Source organism: Pseudonocardia alaniniphila, assembly GCF_022524485.1.
In the GTDB taxonomy this organism is placed as follows: Bacteria; Actinomycetota; Actinomycetes; order Mycobacteriales; family Pseudonocardiaceae; genus Pseudonocardia; species Pseudonocardia alaniniphila.
The window spans coordinates 20,601-39,204 of sequence record NZ_JAKXMK010000038.1 but is presented as its reverse complement, the minus strand read 5'-3'; the positions used below and the strand labels follow the sequence as shown (position 1 = coordinate 39,204).

Sequence of the window (18,604 nt, the reverse complement as noted above, 5' to 3'; positions counted from 1 at the left end):
GATCGCCGACTGCTTCGACCGGCCGTCAGGTCGTGATCTAGTTACCGAGGTCCTTGGCGAGCGTGTCGATCTGCTGCGACTGCCAGGCCACATAGTCGTCGACACCCGCCGGCAGCGTCTCGGTGACGCCCTCGACCGGAATCCCCGCCGCGGTGGCGGCCTGTTCGACTTGCTGGGTGGCCGGGCTCTCGGTCTGCGAGTTCTCCAACAGCACCTTCACGGTCTTGTCGGTGAAGAGCCCGAGCGTCTCGTTCAGGACTGCGGCAGGCGGGTCGGTGCCTTCCTCGATGGCCTCGGAGAACTTCTCCGGCGTGGCGTTCTGCAGGCCTGCCGCCTCGGTCATGTACAGCGGCACCGGCTCGGTGATGGCGATCTTGTCCCCCGTGTGCTGGGTCTTGATCGCGTCCAGCTTCGCGGTCAGCGCGTCGATCTTGGCGTTGAACGCCGCCGCGTTGGCGGTGAAGGTCGACGCATCGGCCGAGTCGACGGCTCCGAGGTCCTTCGCCAGCTGGTCGGCCACCTTCTTGATCGTCGGGAGGTGGTACCAGACGTGCTCGTTGAACTCCTCACCCGCCGGTACCTGCGTCTCGAGGCCCGAGACATCGACCGCGTTGATCACGGCAGGCTTGGTGCTCGCCGTGTCGACGAGCCTCGCCGCAAAGTCGTCGTACCCCCCGCCGTTCATGATCACGACCTTGGCCTCACCCACCTTGACGGCGTCCGCAGGCGTCGTCTCGTACTCGTGCGGATCGGCATCCGGGCTGTCGATGATGGACGTCACTGCGACCCGATCACCTCCGACCGCCTTGGCGACGCTGCCGTAGACGTTGGTCGAGGCCACCACCGGGATCGCTCCGACGGGCGCCGCACCGCTCGTCGGCGGCGCCGATGACGACGTGTCCGCGGACGATCCGCAACCGGCCACGACAAGACCGACTACGGCGACACCAGCGATCGCGGCACCGCACCGCAGCCCGAGCAATGGCATGACTTGCACTCCCTCACATCAGCATGCGCGCATATCTGCATTGACAATCATTGTCGATTGACAGTACGCCTTGGCCTGCACCGGTCACGCGCCGCCATGCCAACCAAGATCGCGGACAGGTCTCGTGGCCGGGGCCGGGGGAGGATCCGGTGGCGGGCCAGACCCGCTGCGCGGGGTTGCATAGAGATGCTGGAGACGGCTGGTACCTCAGCCGAACGCGCACTCGGCCCAGGTCGTCGCGGACGAGCTGCTGTAGCGGACGGTCTGCGGGCAGCGGCAAAGCTGCACCCCAGCGCGGACGTCCGCCTCGCCGCCCTGGCACCCCGGTCGCCCGGAGAACGAGCGCCGGCTCGCCGGTTCCTTCACCACGAATCCTCCAACGGTTCTTGTGAATGAACCCCCAGGGCTGCACAGAATGCATACCACCGATGCCCACGACCCGCTGGCAGGCGGGCACCTCGGGAGACGTCGAGGCCTATGACAATCAAGGCCACGGCGGCTATGGTCGGCCACTATTCGGGCCTCAGGAAAGGATCAAGGAATGAGTACGATCATTGCTGACGACGGCACCGAGATCTACTACAAAGACTGGGGCGAAGGGCCTGTCGTGACCTTTTCGCACGGGTGGCCGCTCAGTTCCGCCGCCTGGGATGTGCAGATGCTCTTCCTCGCCCAGCACGGCTTCCGCGTCGTCGCGCACGACCGGCGCGGCCACGGACACTCCAGCCAGGCCTCGGCCCGCAACGACATGGACGGCTACGCCGACGATCTCGCGGCAGTGCTCAACACCCTTGACCTGAACGATGCCACGCTGGTCGGCCACTCGACCGGCGGTGGGGAAGTTGCGCGCTACATCGGCCGTCACGGGACGGGTCGAGTGGCCAAGGCGGTGCTCATCGCCGCCGTGCCGCCGTTGATGTTGCGGACCGCGGAAAACCCTGAAGGTCTGCCACTGGAGTTCTTCGACGACCTCCGGGCAGGTCTCGTGAAAGATCCATCGCAGTTCTATCAGGACCTGGCACCCCAGTTCTACGGAGCCAACAGGGCGGGTTCCACGGTCTCCCAAGGCATGCTGGACCAGTTCTGGCTGTGGAGCATGCAAGCCGGCCTCAAGAACTCCTACGAGAGCATCAAAGCATTTTCCGAGACGGACTTCACGGACGATCTCAAGAAGTTCGATATTCCGACGCTGGTCATGCACGGCGAGGACGACCAGATCGTGCCGGTCAAGGATTCGGCACCGAAATCGGCACGGCTGATCGCAGGCGCGCGGGAGATCTACTACCCAGGCGCCCCGCACGGCCTGACGGCCACGCATCAGGATCGGATCAATGCCGACCTCCTCGCCTTCATCCAAGGAGCCTGACGGTGACCGGACCACGTCAGCCGCTGACCACGATCGACCTCTCCACGGTGCGCGAACTCGCCCAGCAACTTCGTGTGGACTCCATCCGGTCGAGCACCAGCGCCGGTTCCGGGCATCCCACCTCGAGCATGTCTGCCGCTGACATCCTCGCCGTGCTGGTGGCTCGGCACCTCCGCTACGACTGGGACGAGCCGGGCGCTCGCGGCAACGACCACCTGATCTTCTCCAAGGGACATGCCTCGCCGCTGCTCTACTCGATATTCAAGGCGGTCGGTGTGGTGTCCGACGAGGAACTGGTGGGGGAGTACCGGCGCTTCGGCAGCCGTCTGCAAGGGCACCCCACCCCTGTGCTGCCGTGGGTGGATGTCGCCACGGGGTCGCTCGGCCAGGGGTTGCCCGACGGCGTCGGTGTCGCCCTGGCCGGCAAGTACCTGGATCGCCTGCCGTACCGGGTGTGGGTGCTGTGCGGCGACAGCGAGATGGCGGAAGGGTCCATCTGGGAGGCCCTGGACAAGGCCGCCTACTACGAGTTGAGGAACCTGACCGCCATCGTCGATGTCAACCGGCTCGGCCAGCGCGGGCCCACCGAGCTCGAATGGGACATCGACACCTACGTTCGGCGAGCCGAGGCCTTCGGCGCCCGCGTGCTGACCGTTGACGGCCACGACGTCGACGCGATCGACTCCGTGCTCACCCAAGCGGCGGACGGTGCGGCACGCCGGCCCACCGTGATCTTCGCGCGCACCATCAAGGGCCGTGGATTCTCCGAGGTCGAGGACCGGGAAGGCTGGCACGGCAGGACGTTCCCGAAGGACATGGCCGAGCGCGCCATCGCCGAACTGGGCGGCGAGCGCAACCTGTTGGTGCGCGGGCCGGTGCCGGACATCGACGCTGACACCGCCACCGCGGTCGACGGACCGGGTACCTCGGCGACTCTTCCGAGCTACTCGGTGGGTGACAGGGTCGCCACCAGGCAGGCGTACGGCGACGCTCTTGCCGCACTCGGCGGTCAGTACCCGAATCTCGTCGCCCTCGACGGTGAGGTGAGCAACTCGACCCACGCCGACCAGTTCGCGAAGGCCTACCCGGACCGCTACTTCGAGATGTTCATCGCCGAACAGCAACTCGTCGCCGCGGCGGTGGGTCTGAGCGTGCGGCACTACATCCCGTTCGCCTCCACGTTCGCCGCGTTCTTCACCCGCGCCTACGACTTCATCCGGATGGCGGCGATCTCCCGGGCCGACTTGCGTCTGGTCGGCTCGCATTGCGGTGTCGAGATCGGTGCCGACGGCCCATCGCAGATGGCCCTGGAGGACCTCGCGATGATGCGCGCCGTGCAGGGCTCGACGGTCCTGTATCCCAGCGATGCCACCAGCGCGGCGGCCCTGGTGGACGCCATGGTCGGCACACCCGGCATCAGCTTCATGCGTACGACGCGCGGCGCCTACCCCGTTCTCTACGAGACGGGTGCACGTTTCCCGGTCGGCGGCTCGAAGGTCCTGCGGTCCGACCCGTCCGACGCGGTGACCCTCGTCGGCGCGGGCGTCACGGTCCACGAATGCCTCGCCGCGGCCGACCGGCTCGCCGAGCGCGGGGTCCGAGCGCGGGTGATCGACCTGTACTCGGTCAAACCCGTCGACACCGCGACCCTCATCGCCGCGGCGGACGCGACGGGCGGCCGGTTCGTGGTGGCTGAAGACCACCATCCCGAGGGCGGCGTCGGGTCGGCAGTGACGGACGCACTGCTCGCACACGGGCCCAGGTCGTTGACCATCGTCCACCTCAGCGTCCACGAGATGCCTGGATCGGGCACGCCCGAGGAGTTGCTGAACGCGGCAGGCATCGATGCCGAACACATCGAGGCGGCCGTGCACAACCTGCTCGCCGAGAGCCGCTAGCTCAGTTGCGGGATCACCTCAGCCTTCAGCTGCTCCAGCTGCTCGTACTCGTCGAACATCGGGTTGAGCACGATGGTTTCCGCGCCCGCGTCGGCGACCTCGCGTAGTCCGCGGACCACATCGTGCGCGGGACCATAGACCGCGACTGAGGTGATGTCGCCACGGTTGTAGAAGGAGTCCAGTACCTCGCCGGTGCGGGTGCGGGCGCGATCGACGTTGTCGTCGAGGGCCACGTAGACCCGCTTGGCGATCGTGAAGTCGGGGCGGTCGAGTTCGTCTTTGGCCTCGCGAACTATCTTGACCAGATCCACGAACCGGGCTGTGGTCGAGGATCCGGCACCGATGAAACCGTCGCCCAGCTCGACCGCGCGTCGGACTGCCTTCGGGTGGTTGGCGCCGAACCAGATCGGCGGGTGCGGCCGCTGCACCGGCTTCGGCTCCATCGGCGCGTTGACGAGCTGCCAGAACTGGCTGTCGAAGGTGACCGCCGGCTCGGTCCACAACCGCTTCATCAGGTCCAGGCCCTCGGTGAAGCGGGTGACCAGATGCTCCGGACTCGAGTCGAAAGCCGCGAACGGCTGGTTCTGGCCGCCGATACCTACGCCGACGTCGATCCGGCCGCCGCTGAGCTGGTCCAGCGAGGTGATGCTCTTGGCCAGGTGCACCGGGTTGCGTAGCGGTGTCACGAACACGGCGCACCCCAGCCGGATCCGCTCCGTGCAGGCCGCGGCATAGGCGAGCAGCTCGAGCGGGCTGATCACAGGTTTGCTACCGATCGCCGACTTGCTGCCGATGATCTGCTCCTGCGTCCACGCGCCGTCGAAACCCAGCTCCTCGACACGACCCAGAAAGCGACGCACCTCTCGCGGGTCGGTGGCGAACTGCGGAATGGCGATGGCGAAGCGCATACCCTGCCTCTCTCTACGTTGTCTGCCGAGCCTCACGACCCGGCCATTACTCGCACAGAGACGTGGTTCCATCGGATGAGCGGGAGACGCTCGCGGCCCACCTTCCTGGCGTAGCCCGACACCCGGCCTCCCTGCAGGGCCGCGTGCCGTATCGGCACCTCAGAACGCCCGGCGAGGCGGTACGAGGGCCCTCACGACTATTGCACCCGGTCACGGTTCACAGCCTGTCCCTGCTGGTCGTAGCATCCTGACTCAAGTCGTTCGCCACGGTTTGATCGTGGACACCTCTTACCGGCTCGGGCCGCCGGAGCAAAGCGTCGTCCTGGCGACCCGAGCCCAGTCAGGGGTCAGTAGCTACGTGTCGACCTTCGCTGTCGGCGACCACTTTCACTGACGGATGGCTTCTCAGACCGGGTCGGAGACCCGCAGCAGCTTGCGGTTCACGAATTCGCCGATGCCCAATTTCGACAGCTCGCGCCCGAATCCGGAGTTCTTGACACCACCAAAAGGAAGGCGTGGCGAGTCGACGAAGCACGAATTGATGTAAACCATGCCGGACTCGATGTGAGAGGCGGCCTGCTTGGCGCGTTCGACATCTTCGTCGAAGACGTACGCGCCCAGGCCGTAACGCGTAGCATTGGCCAATTCGATCGCCTCTCGCTCGCTGTCCACGACGTAGAAGGACAGCACCGGGCCGAAGGCCTCTTGCTGGTAAAGCGGGTTGTCCTCGGCGATCTCCGTGATAATCGTTGGCTCGACGTAGAACCCGGGGCGGTCGACGCGCTTGCCGCCATACGCGATCTTCGCGCCTGCGGCCTTGGCGTCCTCGACCTGCCTGAGCAGTCCATCCAAGCCGCGTTCGCTGGCCATGGGGCCGAGCAGCGTGGTCTCGTCCGTGGGGTCGCCCACCTGGATCGCCGCGAATCGCTCCGTCAAGGCGGCTAGCATCTCCTTGCCCCGTTCCTTGCCCACCACGATCACACGCTTGATGTTGACGCAGCCCTGTCCCGAGTTGAAAGTGCGACCCATCACGGTTTGCTCGACCGCGTGCTCGAGAGACGCGCCTTCCAGGATGAGGGCGGGATCACTTCCCCCCAATTCGAGGACCACTTTCTTGAGATTGCGCCCGGCGCGTTCGCCGACAGAAGCCCCCGCCCTCTCGCTGCCGGTCAGCGCGACGCCGCGCACGCGGAAATCGTCGATCAGGTTGGCGATTTGCTCAATGCTGCAGAAGAGATTGGTGTAGACACCCTCCGGAGCCTCCGCTTCCACGAACAGTCGTGCGAAGGCGAGTGCGCACTGTGGCACGTTCTGGGCGTGCTTCAGCATGACCACGTTGCCCGCTACGAGCTGGGGTGCGACGACGCGGGCCAGCTGGTAATAGGGGAAGTTCCAGGGCTCGATGGCCAGAATGACGCCGATGGGTTCGGACACCACCGTCGCGCCAGGCTCTTCCGGCAGCGACTCCGCCGCAAGGAACCGTTCCCCGTGTTCGGCGTAATAATCGAGGATGTCTGCGACAAGATCGACCTCGATATAGGCGAAGCGGGTGACCTTACCCATTTCCAGGGTGAGGTATCCTGCATATTCATCCCGCTTCTCGCGCAGGATCTGGGCGGCACGGCCGACGATCCGGGCCCGATCCGCCACCGGCCTGAATTTCCAGTCCTCGCGATAACGCTCGTCCGCGGCGCCCAGCGCCGCAAAGATTTCCTCGTTCGACTGCAGCGGGAAGTCCTTCACGAATTTGCCGGTCGCGGGGTTGATCGTAGCAAAACTCACGGTCCAGTCCTTTTTCCGACCTTTTGAACACAGAGGGACGGCGGCCCGAAGGGTGGCGCGGGTCGTTGAGCCGCGAGCGGACGCACGGGCCGCCGTCCTGGTGCAGTCCGACGCCCATCCTTCGCTCAGCGCCCAGCGCCGGATGTGGATCCGCCATTGCCAGCAAGTCGGTGAGCGTGGCGTGGGCTATGTCTTCGAATATAGGGACGGGGCCCGATTCCAGCCTGTCCCTGCTGGTCGTAGGCACACGTCAGGTAGTCGATGGCAGCGGGGGAACGTCACACGGCTCGCTGGAACTGCTCACCCGCGCAGCAGATACTCGGGTACGCCCGTCCGCCGGGTCGGTGGTGGCGCCGGTGCGCGCCAGAAGCCTGCGCCCGAGGCGCTCGTTCACGGCATGGACTCACCCGGCACGGCCGTGAGGCGATCTTGCTCGATCGCCCCAGGAGCCAAGCCCGTTGAACGTGAGTTCTCTGTCGTTGACGTCCAGGCTCTCGGCGTCAGGGCGCGGTGATGACGTCAGGCATGAGGACGATCCCCATCGCTCGCGCGCGCAGCCGTCACCACCTCGCCGTTCGCGATAGCGATCCTCTTCGCCCGAGACTGTTCCAGGGCCGCGGTCTGCTCGGGCGGGTCGGGTGTGAGCAGTGACCCGGGCACGGGCGCGCCTCCCAGACCGAGTTGATTCACCCGCTTGGGCACCGGGGCGCCCTGGTAGGCCAGCGGGATCGGGTGGCCGTGCGCGTCGACCCCGTTGAGCGGCTGGTGGACCTCGATGAACTCGCCGTGTGGCAGGCGGCGGATGATGCCGGTCTCGATGCCGTGTTCGAGCACCGCGCGGTCGGAGCGTTGCAGCCCGATGCAGATCCGGTAGGTCACGTAGTAGGCGATCGGTGGGACGACCAGCACCCCGATCCGGCCTGCCCAGGTGGTGGCGTTGAGCGAGATGTCGAAGAAATAGGCGATCAGGTCGTTGCTGGCGCTGAGCACGAGAACGGCGTAGAACGAGATGCCCATGACGCCAAGCGACGTGCGCACGGGGACGTCCCTCGGGCGCTGCAGCAGGTTGTGCAGCGCGTCGTCCTTCGTGAATCGCCGCTCTACCCAGGGATAGATGGCGGCGATGATGAACAGCAGCGGCAGGAAGGCCGCCGTACCCCAGAACGCCGACGGGATCGTGTAGTTCCCGAGCGAGAGCTCCCACGGGGGGAAGATGCGGGCCATCCCTTCGGTGAAGAGGACGTACCAGTCGGGCTGCGAGCCGGCCGAGACGTGCGCCGGGTTGTAGGGGCCGAAGTTCCAGATCGGATTGATCTGGAAGACCCCGCCCATGATGGCGATCACGCCGACGGTGACCGCGAAGAACGCGCCCCCCTTCGCGGCGAACCCTGGCAGGATCCGCACGCCCACCACGTTGCGCTCGGTGCGGCCGGGGCCCGGGAAGTGGGTGTGCTTCTGGAACCACACCAGCCCGACGTGCAGCGCGATCAGGGCCAGCAGGATGCCCGGGATGAGCAGCACGTGCAGGATGTAGAACCGCGGGATCACTTCGTGGCCGGGGAACTCGCCACCGAACAGCAACCAGTGGGCCCATGTCCCGATCACCGGAACCGTCATCGTGATTCCCGAGACGATTCGCAGGCCGGTGCCGGACAGCAGGTCGTCGGGCAACGTGTAGCCGGTCAGCCCCTCGAAGAAGCCCAGCAGCATCAACAGCACGCCGATCACCCAGGTCGCCTCGCGCGGCTTGCGAAAGGCGCCGGTGAAGAAAATGCGGCACATGTGGGCGACCATCGCCGCCATGAACAGCAGGGCCGCCCAGTGGTGGACCTGCCGGATGAACAGCCCGCCGCGGACCTCGAACGAGATGTGCAAGGCGCTCTCGTATGCCCGCGACATGTGGACGCCGCGCAGGTTGTCCAGCGGACCGTCGTAGACGACCTCGGTCATCGACGGGTCGAAGAACAGCGCAAGGTAGGTGCCGGACAGCAGCAGCACGATGAAGCTGTACAAGGCGATCTCGCCGAGCATGAACGACCAGTGCGTCGGGAAGACCTTGTTGAATTGCCTCCGCAGCCCCGCGGCCGGGTGGTATCGCTGGTCGAGCCCGTCGAGAGTGCCCGCCGCCCGGCTACCGCCGCGGGACGCCGACGTTGACGTCGTACTCATTCCCCATGCCCCCTTCCCGAGCCGGCGCACCGTCGCTGCGCAACCCGCCCGTGCCGTCCTTCGGCAGCGCCGGCTTCGGCGCTGCCGATCGGGATCGATGCCCACCCCTAGGACTCCGCAGGCGGCCCGAATGTGACAGGCGGGACGTCACGGTCGGGGACCGACGCGAACTGATTGCAGCGATCTTGCGTTGACCTGCGGATATGGCCCCGTGGCGCCGCGGGCGATCGGCCGCGGGGCGGGGCATGGATGCTTCGAAGGAGGTGGCCGGCATCAGCCTGTGCGAGCCGATGCCGCGCTGGTCGGCCGTCACCACGGCGGCGGCCACAGCCTGCGCCGCATCGGCGGGAAGGCCACGCGATCCGGAACACCGCGCCGGTGGTGTCAATCGGCCAGGGAGCTGCCTCGCGGTCGTATTCGATATTCGAGTCGAGCCCATTCATCCGGCGAAATCGATCTCGCCGGACGTACCGGCGCTGGGTGATATCGTCGTGACTGATTTGTTCTAATGGCGGTCATCGATGACAATGATGTTTGGAGGTTTTGTCGGCATGGGTCTGTCGAGCGTTGATCTCAATCTCCTCATCGCGCTCGACGCGCTGCTTTCCGAACGCAACGTCACGCGCGCGGCCGAACGGACATCGGTCGGCCAGCCTGCGATGAGTGCGTCCTTGGCGCGGTTGCGCAAGCACTTCGACGACCAACTCCTGGTCCGGCAGGGACGGCAACTGATGCCTACCCCGCTCGCCGAGTCGTTGGTCGGGCCGGTGCGGGAGGCGCTGGCTGCTGCGGAGGCGGTGCTGGTTCGCTCACGTGCCTTCGACCCGAGAACGGACCGGGCCGCGTTCACGATCGTCGCTGCCGACTACGTCACGATGGTGCTGCTCCGGCCGCTGTTCGGCGCGATCACCGACGAGGCTCCGCACGTGCGCATCAGCGTCAAGCCGGTGGAGGCAGGCTTCGCCGACCAGCTCCGTCGAGGCGAGGTCGACATGATCATCGTCCCCACCGAGCTCACGGAGAACCGGTTGGCCTTCCCGCACACACCGCTGTTCACCGATCGGCACGTCCTGGTCGTCGACCGTGACAACCCTGAGGTCGGTGACGCGGTGACGGCGGACGAGCTCGCTGAGCTGCGCTACGTCGCCTTCAGTGGGGGGAGCGTCTTGCCGATCGCCGACACCGATCTCGAAAGGATGGGCGTGCACCTCTCGGTCGAGGTCACCACACAGGGCTTCGTCGTTGCGCCGTTCCTCGTCGCCGGCACCCGCCTCGCCAGCCTCACGTACGCAAGGCTCGCCGAGCCGCTCGCTGCGGCGGCCCGGCTGCGCATCGTCGAGTGCCCGTTACCACTGCGGACAATCCATGAGGCCTTGTACTGGAACCCACGCCATACGGGGGATCTTGCCCACAAATGGCTTCGCGACCGGATTACGTCGCTCGCCCATGAGCTGTGATCCCCGGTGCCATCGACGACCATGATGACGTCCATTGACGCCAATCATTTCCGGTGCTGATTCGATCGGCATAGTGTTGCCGAGGAAATGACGGTTGTCGTCGTAGCCTTTTTGTGGCGCAGTCAATCAATGTGAAAGTAAATTCTCGAAGGAGGCGACTGCTGTGAACGCCTGCCCGGTTCAGTTCGACCCGCTGGCGCCCGAGCAGCTGGCTGATCCTTATCCCGTCTACTCGCAGTTGCGAGCGGACAGACCCGTTTTCCACGACGCGGAGCACGACCTGTGGATCGTGAGCCGCTACGAGGACGTGATGATCGTCGTTCGGGAGCCGGAGACGTACTCGTCCGAGAACGCGGTGCGGGCGTCGACGCAGCCATGGCCTAGGCCTGTGCTCGACACCCTCGCCCGAGGTTGGCCGCTCTCACCGACCCTGACCGACAGCGACGGCGACGTCCATCGGCGGTTGCGGCTGCTCGTGAGCAGGGCGTTCACGCCCAAGCGGATCGCCGACATGGAGGACACCATCCGGCGCGCTGTCGACGAGCTGATCGACGCGTTCGTGAGTGATGGATGCGCCGACATCATCGAGCGGTTCGCGTGGCCCCTCCCGATGATGGCGATCACGGCCATTCTCGGCGTCCCCCGGGAGGACGTCCCCCGGCTGCACCGCTGGAGCTACAACTGGCTGCGCCTCATGCAGGCCACTGATCCGGTCGGGGAACTGGTGGCCTGCGCCGAGGACGTCGTGGCGATGCAGCGCTATTTCATGGACGCGCTGGAGCAGCGCGCGGGCGGTGAGGGCACGGACCTGATGTCCGGGCTCCTCGGCGCCGGTGTGGCCGGGAGTGAGGCTCTCACGATGATCGAGGCGATGCGGGTTCCGATGAACCTCATCATCGCGGGGCACGTGACGGTAACTCGCGCAATCGGCAATGGGCTCGTGACGCTGCTGTCCGCCTCGGACCAACTTGCCGCCGTGCAGCAGGATCCCGAGCGGATTCCGACCATGGTCGAGGAGATCCTGCGGTTCGAGTCCCCGGCACAGGGCTTGTTCCGGACGGTGCGCACCGACACCACCCTCGCCGGGGTGCACATCCCGGCCGGCGCGCGTGTGATGGTGCACTGGGCCTCGGGCAACCGCGACGAGAACGTCTTCGAGCGCGCGGATGTCTTCGATGTCACGCGCAACTCGGCGAACGCCCACCTCGCATTCGGCAAGGGAAGCCACGCCTGCCTCGGCGCCCCACTCGCGAGGCTGCAGCTGAAGGTGGCGATCCCACGGTTGTTCGAGCGGCTGCCTCGACTCCAGGTCGCCGCCGGGGAGGCCTCGGCCGTTCGCGACACCATCTTCTTCGCCCGGGGCTTCAAGAAGCTGGCAATGGAATGGGACGTGCCGGTTGCGGCGGCGCGGACGTGAGTGCTCCGCCTGCGTGTCGTCCACAGAACGGATCACGCCGAGCGCTTTCGCGGGGTACCGCTCGGCGATCCGAGATGTCGATCTGCGTGGACTGATGTGCGGGGAAGGGAGGGGAGCCGCACACGAGGTGGCGGCGCGCGACCACCGCGGCCGCAAGGTCGTGATGATCGACGTGGCGCTGTCGTCAGCGCGTGCCGACGCCACGCACGTTCGCTTCCATGGCCGAGACCACCGAGGCTGTACAGCCCGGTCCTGCTTGCTGGACGCGGAGCGTTCCTGACCTGACGGAAGTGCGGAGGGCACTGTGCAGCACCAAGCAACGGGGCAGTCGGCAACCGACGGCGTCGTCATCGTCACCGGCGGGTCGAAGGGAATCGGCCGCCAGTACTGCCTGGATCTGGCGAAGCGTGGTTACCGCGTCGTCGTCGCGGACATCGCAGGTCCTGGGGCCGTCGCCGCGGAGATCACGGAGAACGGCGGGAACGCGCTCGGCATCGAAGCGGACGTCACCAGCGAGAACGACTCGAGAATGATGGCAGAGACTGTGGTGGATGAGTGGGGTTCGATCACCGCGCTGGTCAACAACGCCGGGTACTTCACGAGCATCGCGAAGACGCCTTTCGACGAGCTCACCCCGAAGGACTGGCAGATGGCCTTCGACGTCAACGTCATGGGCACGTGGCTGTGCTGCAAGGCGGTGTATCCGTACATGAAGAAGCGCCGATACGGCAAGATCGTCAACACCTCGTCGATGACGGTGCCCACAGGCGTACCCGGCTTCCTTCACTATGTCTCGTCGAAGGCGGCGATCGTCGGCCTGACGCGCGCGTTGGCGCGCGAGCTCGGCGAGCACGGGATCGCCGTCAACACCATCTCACCGTGCTACATACCGCACGACGAGGGCTATTCGTCACGACAGGATCCCGCCATGGGCACGGCACTCATGAACGAACGGGCCTTCAAGCGTGAGATGGTGCCGCAGGACCTTGTCGGGACACTGCACTACCTGGTGAGCCGCGACTCGGACTTCGTCACCGGACAGAACCTATTCGTGAATGGCGGCCGGGTCTTCACCTGAGCCGGTTCGGAACGCGCCGCCGCCATGTCGACTTCAACACTATCGGCAACAATGATGGGTTGCATCGACGGCGATCGTTCCCTGTGTCGCCCGGGGGTCGAGTACCGTTCGTTGACCGGCACGAGCCGAGTGCTCCGCTCCGGACGGCGACGAAATTCGCGTCGGCTGAGGCGTTCGGGAAGAACCCCGGAAATGCGAGGTTGTGTCAATGATCCTTCCACCCTTCCGTTATCTCCGCCCCCAATCGATCGGCGATGCCGTGTCGATGCTCGCTGCCATCGAGGGCGCTGCGGTGCTTGCGGGTGGCCAGACGCTGGTGAACGCCATGAAGCTCGATCTGGTGGCGCCCACGGCTCTGGTGGACGTGCACCGGCTCGATGAGCTCGCGACGATCACGGCCTCCGCCGACGGGAGCATCGCCATCGGTGCGGCGGTGACCTACGCGCGGCTGGCCGCCGACCCCGTCGTGCGGCAACACGTACCCGCGGTCGCGTCGATGGCGGCCGGCCTGGTCGACCGGCAGGTCCGCAACCGGGGAACGATCGGCGGCAACTGCTGCCTCAACGATCCGACCAGCAACTTCCCGCCGTTGCTGACGGCGTTGGATGCGGTGTTCGTCGTGGCTGCGGTCGGCGGCGAGCGGAGACTGAGCGCTGCCGAGTTCTTCACGGGCACGCTCACGACCGCGCTGTGCCGCGGCGAGATCCTGGCGGCCGTCGAGATCCCGGCGGTGGCTGACGGGACCCGGGTCGTGCACCGCCACCTTCAGGTGGGGGCGGACTCATGGGCCATGGCCCGCGCCGTCGTTCGGCTCGACGTCCGCGAGCACACAGTGCAGACCGCGCGCGTGGTGCTCGGCGCGGTCCTGGGCTCGCCGCAACGTCTCGACGGCGTCGAAGCCGCGCTGGCCGGAAGCCCGGCCGGCTCCGAGCTGGCCGCAGTCGCCTGCGAGGCGTTCGACCGCGCCGACGTGCAGGTCGTCGACGACGTTCATTGCTCGGCCGAATACCGGCGCCGCATGTCCAAGGTCCAGGTGCGACGGGCCGTCGCCGCTGCAGTCGAAGCAGGCGCCTCGTGACGATCGAACAGGCGGGTCCACGGCAGGGTGCCGTGGTCGGATCATCAGGGCCCGACGTCCACCCCGTCACGGTCACGGTGGACGGCCGAACCGTGCGGGACACCGTTCCGTCGCGACGGCTGCTCGTGCACTGGCTGCGGGACGCGCTCGACGAGCGCGGACCCAAGATCGGATGCGACACGGGCAACTGCGGGGCGTGCACCATCCGGTGGGACGGTCAGCTGGTCAAGTCCTGCATGGTCCTGGCCGTGCAGGCCGACGGCACGAGCGTGGAGACGGCAGCCGGACTCGCCGCGGAGGACGGCACGCTCAACGAGCTGCAGGCCGCGTTCAAGCGCCACCACGCCCTGCAGTGCGGCTACTGCACCTCGGGCATGCTGATGACCTCGACCGACTTCATCGAGTCCGGCGAGGACGTCACCGAAGCGTCCACGCGCCGTGCGCTCAAGGGCAACATCTGCCGTTGCACCGGCTACGAGAACATCGTGCGAGCTGTCCGGGCGGCCGCAGGTCAGGTCGTCCCGCTCCCGCACGGCGCCGCTCACGAGGAGGCGGGGCAGTGACCGCCACGCAGCCCGCGACGAAGGCCGGCACCCGGCCGGTGACGGGCCGGGCGATGCCCCGCAAGGAGGACGACCGGCTCCTCAAGGCGCAGGGCGAGTTCGGCGACGACACCCCCATCGCCCACCTCGGGTACGTGGTCTTCGTCCGCTCGCCCTATGCGCACGCCCGCATCGTCGGGATCGATGTGTCGGCCACCGAGCAGGTGGAGGGCTACCTCGGCTGTCTGCTTCCGGAGGAGTCCGAGGAGCTCACCGACGGCTTCATGGAACTGCAGGGCCCGCCCGCCGACGCCGAGGTCGACCGATGCCTGACCTCCGGTGGCAAGGTGCGATTCGTCGGCGAGGCCGTGGTCGCCGTGGCGGGGGAGACGCGCGAGGCGGCCCGCGATGCCGCCGCGGCGGTGGTGGTCGACTACGAGCAGCTGCCGGTCGTCGTCGACGCCAGGGCCGCTGTGCAGGACGGAGCCCCACTGGTCCACGACCAGATCGGCTCGAACGTCGCCTGGGACGGCACCTACGACTGGGGCGACACCGAGTTCATGTTCGAGCACGCCGACCACGTGATCGAGGTCGACGAGCTGCACTTCCACCGCTTCTCGGCCACGCCGCTGGAGTGCAACGCCGTCACCGCGGCGCACGACCGCGGCACGGACACCTTCACCATCACCGGTGGCTGCGCACAGCCACAGGTCACCACGCTGATGATGGCGGCGGCGCTGCGTCACTCCGCGGAGAAGATCCGCATCGTCAGCAAGGACTTCGGCGGGTCGTTCGGCGTGAAGATCGGCATGTACGTCGCTGCCACCGCGGTGGCGCTGCTCGCGCGCAAGCTCGGCCGCCCGATGCGCTGGACCGAGACACGCACCGAGCACCACCTCACCGGCGGGCACGGCAACGAGCGGTGGTTCCACAACGTCAGGCTGGCCGTCCAGGACGACGGCACCGTTCTCGGGCTGAGTTACGACGCCGTGGACGACCTGGGCGCCTATACCCGTTACGAGCCGCTCGGCGCAGTCATCTGGACCCACGTTGCCAACGCCTGTTATCAGCTCAAGCACCTCAAGGTGCGGTTCCGGTCGGTGTACACCAACAAGGGGCCGGTGCTCCCGGTCCGTGGGTACTCGCGCATGCAGCACATGTGGCTGGTGGAACGCATGATGGACATCGCGGCCCACAAGTTGGGCTTCGATCCCGTGGAGTTCCGGCTGCAGAACTATGTGCAGCCTGATCAGTACCCCTACACCACCGTCAACGGATGCGTGTACGACTCCGGCGACCTCCCGCTCTCGCTGCGCAAGGCGCTCGACCTCATCGACTACGAGGACGCCCGGAAGCTGCAAGAGCAGGTGCGCGGATCCGGAAAGCGGATCGGCATCGGGATCGGTTCGACCCTGGACTCCGGCACCAACAACTTCGGCCAGGCCCGCATCATCTACGAGCACCTCCCCTTCGGCGGGAACAGCGAAGGCGGACTGGTCCGGATGGGCGCCGATGGCTCGATCTACGCGATCACCGGGGGCGTCGCGTTCGGCCAGGGGCACGAGACCACCGTGGCGCAGGTGGTGTCCGACATGCTCGGCGTCGCCTACGACGACGTGATCGTGCACCGCGGCGGCGACTCCTCGCTCTCGGCGCAGACCGGTTTCTCCGGCTCGTACGCCTCGCAGTTCGCCGTCACCGGGATCGGAGCCATCCTCAACGCCACGAGGAAGCTCGCCCGGGAGATCCGGCTGGTGGCCGCGGCGATCCTGGGTGCGTCTGCGGATGACATCGAGCTCGTCGGCGGCCAGGCGGTGGTGCGCGGAGAGCCGGAGCGTGCGCTGCCGTTCGCGGCGGTGGCGGGGATCGTGCACTTCTCCCCGTCGGATCTGCCCGCCGACATCGCCGACGAGGTGGGTCTCGTCGGCCGCGCCATCTATCGCGCCCCCTTCGAGAGCCTCGACCTCGACCGCAGGTACGGCAACCTCAGCCTCACCTACGCCTCCCAGATCCACGCGTGCGTGGTGGAGATCGACGAGGAGACGGGTCAGACGACGATCCTGCGCTACGGCATGGTCGATGACTGCGGCACGCCCATCAACCCGATGGTGATCGAGGGGCAGGTGCACGGTGCGGCCGCGCACGGAATCTCCGGCGCGCTGTACGAGCACTTCGGCTTCACCGCCGACGGGCAGCCGACAGCGGCGAACTTCTACGACTACCACGCCGCCACCGCGATGGACATGCCGTCGCTCCGCTACGACAACGTGATCAGCCCGTCGCCGTTCACCCCGATCGGGGCCAAGGGCATGGGCGAGGGCGGTGGCGCCCCGCTGCACGCCGTGTGCGCGGCCATCCAGGACGCCGTCGGTGACGCCGGCATGGTGCTCGACTCGTTCAACCCACCCGAGCGGGTCCTGGACGTGCTCAACGGTCTCGACGACGCGAAGGTGCGGGTGGCGCGGTGAAGGTCGGCGGGCAGTTCACGGCGGCCTCGAGCGTGGGAGCCCTGCGCGTCCTGGGGACGCAGCCGGAAAAGCTGGCCGGGGTGGAGGCACTCAGCGATGTCGCCTCCACGCCGGATGGCGGGTTCACCGCTCTCGTCACCCCGGCCACGCCGTTCGGCAGCCAGCCGATCGCCGCCCGCGTCGTGACCGAACGAGCGGACGAGAGCGGCGCTTCGCTGCGCGTCCACGGACGCCGCGGTCCGCACGTGATCGACGTGGAATTGGCGATCTCCTTCGTCGAGGCGCCCGAGGGCACGGTCGTCAGGTGGGAAGCCGACGTCTGGGTGCGTGGACCTGCGGCGAGCGTCGGGCAGCGGGTCGCGCTCGATGTGGCGCGTCGTGCGATCGGCGACCTGCTCGTCTCCTCCGCGGCGTGCGCCTAGCTCGTCACGCTCGACGTGCCCGGCGTCGGGCTCACGTCCGCCGGGGCGCTCCACGTCGACGATCACCCCGTACGCTGATGATCGACGTTTGGGGCCGCCCACCTGTGTCCAGCGCGGTTCCCGGTCCCGAACTGCCGATATGGAGGCCAACCCTGGCGGAGGTCGGCGCGCGGGACTCCGCGCGTGTCCCGGACCTGCAGGGTCATCGCCACGTCCTGCGGCTCGTTGTCGTGCCCGACGGTCATGAGGAGCCCGAGAACGCCCGGCGGTTCGTCGCGGGCCGAGACCTGATCAACGTCGTCGACAAGACTCGCTGGTTCTGAGGAGAGGACCTCGTCGCGGCCACCCGGCTCAGCAGCGTCTGGACCACCAGGGCAGAGACGGGTTCGCCAGCGGATCGTTTAGGGTCTTCTGTTCGAACAGGACGTCCAGCGGCGCGACCTCACGACGGAGCGCTGCACGCTGACGCCGGTTCAGAGCGAGCATCGCCTCTTCGAGCGTGGTGCGGGCGAGCGGCCCGACGAACCGGACCCAATCGTTGTTGGCTCTGCAGAGGGCCGATCGCGGCATACGCGCGACCCTGCGCCAGGTGGCCAGATCGCTGCTGATGCTTCTCGATGTGAGCGGGCGTCGCCCGAGCCTGTCGAGAGCGCGGCTCGTCGAGATCGGAAGGCCCGGGATCGCGGTGGGCCGCTGTCGCCGGGGGAGGGCGCGTACGCGGGCGGGGTGCCTACGCGGCATGGACCTTTCGGATCGACGTCATGTGTGCAGGTTGTCAGATCGAGGCTGGGGCCGGAAGCGAACACCGTGGGCTCTGGTGAAGGCCGGCGTCGCTCGCCGCGGACCTTTTCGTCCTGACGGGATCCGTGTCAGTTGCGCGGCCGGCCGTCGCGCCATCGGCTCGAGCCTGGTCTCCCGGTAGAGTCGCACCGCAGGCTCGCGCAGCTCAGCGGGTATTTCCCCGGTGCTGCTGCAGAGACTCCGTTCACGGCCCCGCAGCCGTGATCGTCGGTCTCCGAGCTACCCGGGGG

Annotated in this window: 15 protein-coding genes; 11 read left to right on the top strand and 4 right to left on the bottom strand. The window is 67.2% G+C overall.

Annotation, left to right across the window (positions count from 1 at the left end; translation table 11 throughout):
• Positions 1–37: 37 nt before the first annotated feature.
• Positions 38–988 (bottom strand): metal ABC transporter solute-binding protein, Zn/Mn family, encoded by a 951-nt coding sequence (locus MMF94_RS35100; RefSeq protein ID WP_241041767.1) that lies wholly within the window; start codon positions 986–988, stop codon positions 38–40.
• A gap of 541 nt (positions 989–1,529) precedes the next feature.
• Here MMF94_RS35100 and MMF94_RS35095 point away from each other — a divergent pair.
• Positions 1,530–2,354 (top strand): alpha/beta fold hydrolase, encoded by an 825-nt coding sequence (locus MMF94_RS35095; RefSeq protein WP_241041766.1) that lies wholly within the window; start codon positions 1,530–1,532, stop codon positions 2,352–2,354.
• 2 nt (positions 2,355–2,356) lie between these two features.
• Positions 2,357–4,252 carry a transketolase gene (locus MMF94_RS35090; protein ID WP_241041765.1) on the top strand — a complete coding sequence of 632 codons (1,896 nt, stop codon included), beginning with the start codon at positions 2,357–2,359 and terminating at the stop codon, positions 4,250–4,252.
• On the opposite strand, the gene MMF94_RS35085 is transcribed toward MMF94_RS35090, so the two are convergent.
• The 3 genes from MMF94_RS35085 to qcrB all read right to left on the bottom strand — a co-directional run bounded on the left by MMF94_RS35085 (position 4,249) and on the right by qcrB (position 9,111).
• Positions 4,249–5,160: an LLM class flavin-dependent oxidoreductase gene (locus MMF94_RS35085; RefSeq protein ID WP_241041764.1), complete on the bottom strand. Its 912-nt coding sequence runs from the start codon at positions 5,158–5,160 to the stop codon at positions 4,249–4,251. The genes MMF94_RS35090 and MMF94_RS35085 overlap by 4 nt on opposite strands.
• Before the next feature lie 405 nt (positions 5,161–5,565).
• Positions 5,566–6,942, bottom strand: a complete 1,377-nt coding sequence (locus MMF94_RS35080) for an NAD-dependent succinate-semialdehyde dehydrogenase (RefSeq protein ID WP_241041763.1) — start codon at positions 6,940–6,942, stop codon at positions 5,566–5,568.
• A gap of 519 nt (positions 6,943–7,461) precedes the next feature.
• Positions 7,462–9,111, bottom strand: coding sequence for a cytochrome bc1 complex cytochrome b subunit (gene qcrB, locus MMF94_RS35075; RefSeq protein ID WP_277398886.1), 1,650 nt, complete (start codon positions 9,109–9,111; stop codon positions 7,462–7,464).
• Positions 9,112–9,356: 245 nt separating this feature from the next.
• Here qcrB and MMF94_RS35070 point away from each other — a divergent pair, with 245 nt between their 5' ends.
• From MMF94_RS35070 to MMF94_RS35030, 9 genes are all read left to right on the top strand, one after another.
• A complete protein-coding gene (locus MMF94_RS35070) occupies positions 9,357–9,620 on the top strand; it encodes a hypothetical protein (protein ID WP_241041762.1) in 264 nt (87 codons plus the stop codon).
• A gap of 42 nt (positions 9,621–9,662) precedes the next feature.
• Entirely contained in the window at positions 9,663–10,568 is a 906-nt protein-coding gene (locus tag MMF94_RS35065) for a LysR family transcriptional regulator (protein ID WP_241041761.1), read from the top strand.
• A 163-nt stretch (positions 10,569–10,731) separates the two neighbouring features.
• Positions 10,732–11,985, top strand: a complete 1,254-nt coding sequence (locus tag MMF94_RS35060; protein ID WP_241041760.1) for a cytochrome P450 — start codon at positions 10,732–10,734, stop codon at positions 11,983–11,985.
• Between the two features lie 304 nt (positions 11,986–12,289).
• Positions 12,290–13,063 carry an SDR family NAD(P)-dependent oxidoreductase gene (locus MMF94_RS35055; RefSeq protein WP_241041759.1) on the top strand — a complete coding sequence of 258 codons (774 nt, stop codon included), beginning with the start codon at positions 12,290–12,292 and terminating at the stop codon, positions 13,061–13,063.
• A gap of 208 nt (positions 13,064–13,271) precedes the next feature.
• The gene (locus MMF94_RS35050) at positions 13,272–14,141 is read left to right on the top strand and encodes an FAD binding domain-containing protein (RefSeq protein ID WP_241041758.1); all 870 of its coding nucleotides are present in this window, start codon (positions 13,272–13,274) and stop codon (positions 14,139–14,141) included.
• Complete coding sequence (locus tag MMF94_RS35045; protein ID WP_241041757.1) at positions 14,138–14,704, top strand: (2Fe-2S)-binding protein; 567 nt, start codon at positions 14,138–14,140, stop codon at positions 14,702–14,704. The genes MMF94_RS35050 and MMF94_RS35045 overlap by 4 nt, the downstream gene beginning before the upstream one ends.
• Positions 14,701–17,151 carry a xanthine dehydrogenase family protein molybdopterin-binding subunit gene (locus MMF94_RS35040; RefSeq protein WP_241041756.1) on the top strand — a complete coding sequence of 817 codons (2,451 nt, stop codon included), beginning with the start codon at positions 14,701–14,703 and terminating at the stop codon, positions 17,149–17,151. The genes MMF94_RS35045 and MMF94_RS35040 overlap by 4 nt, the downstream gene beginning before the upstream one ends.
• Positions 17,148–17,573: an SRPBCC domain-containing protein gene (locus tag MMF94_RS35035; protein WP_241041755.1), complete on the top strand. Its 426-nt coding sequence runs from the start codon at positions 17,148–17,150 to the stop codon at positions 17,571–17,573. Before MMF94_RS35040 ends, MMF94_RS35035 begins: the two co-directional genes overlap by 4 nt.
• 77 nt (positions 17,574–17,650) lie before the next feature.
• Complete coding sequence (locus MMF94_RS35030; RefSeq protein ID WP_241041754.1) at positions 17,651–17,896, top strand: hypothetical protein; 246 nt, start codon at positions 17,651–17,653, stop codon at positions 17,894–17,896.
• Positions 17,897–18,604 lie beyond the last annotated feature (708 nt).

Bases quoted from the DNA above. Each gene is read 5' to 3' on its own strand.
- MMF94_RS35100 (WP_241041767.1), bottom strand. From the start codon at position 988: ATGCCATTGCTCGGGCTGCGGTGCGGTGCCGCGATCGCTGGTGTCGCC.
- MMF94_RS35095 (WP_241041766.1), top strand. From the start codon at position 1,530: ATGAGTACGATCATTGCTGACGACGGCACCGAGATCTACTACAAAGAC.
- MMF94_RS35085 (WP_241041764.1), bottom strand. From the start codon at position 5,160: ATGCGCTTCGCCATCGCCATTCCGCAGTTCGCCACCGACCCGCGAGAG.
- qcrB (WP_277398886.1), bottom strand. From the start codon at position 9,111: ATGAGTACGACGTCAACGTCGGCGTCCCGCGGCGGTAGCCGGGCGGCG.
- MMF94_RS35070 (WP_241041762.1), top strand. From the start codon at position 9,357: ATGGATGCTTCGAAGGAGGTGGCCGGCATCAGCCTGTGCGAGCCGATG.
- MMF94_RS35065 (WP_241041761.1), top strand. From the start codon at position 9,663: ATGGGTCTGTCGAGCGTTGATCTCAATCTCCTCATCGCGCTCGACGCG.
- MMF94_RS35050 (WP_241041758.1), top strand. From the start codon at position 13,272: ATGATCCTTCCACCCTTCCGTTATCTCCGCCCCCAATCGATCGGCGAT.
- MMF94_RS35030 (WP_241041754.1), top strand. From the start codon at position 17,651: ATGATCGACGTTTGGGGCCGCCCACCTGTGTCCAGCGCGGTTCCCGGT.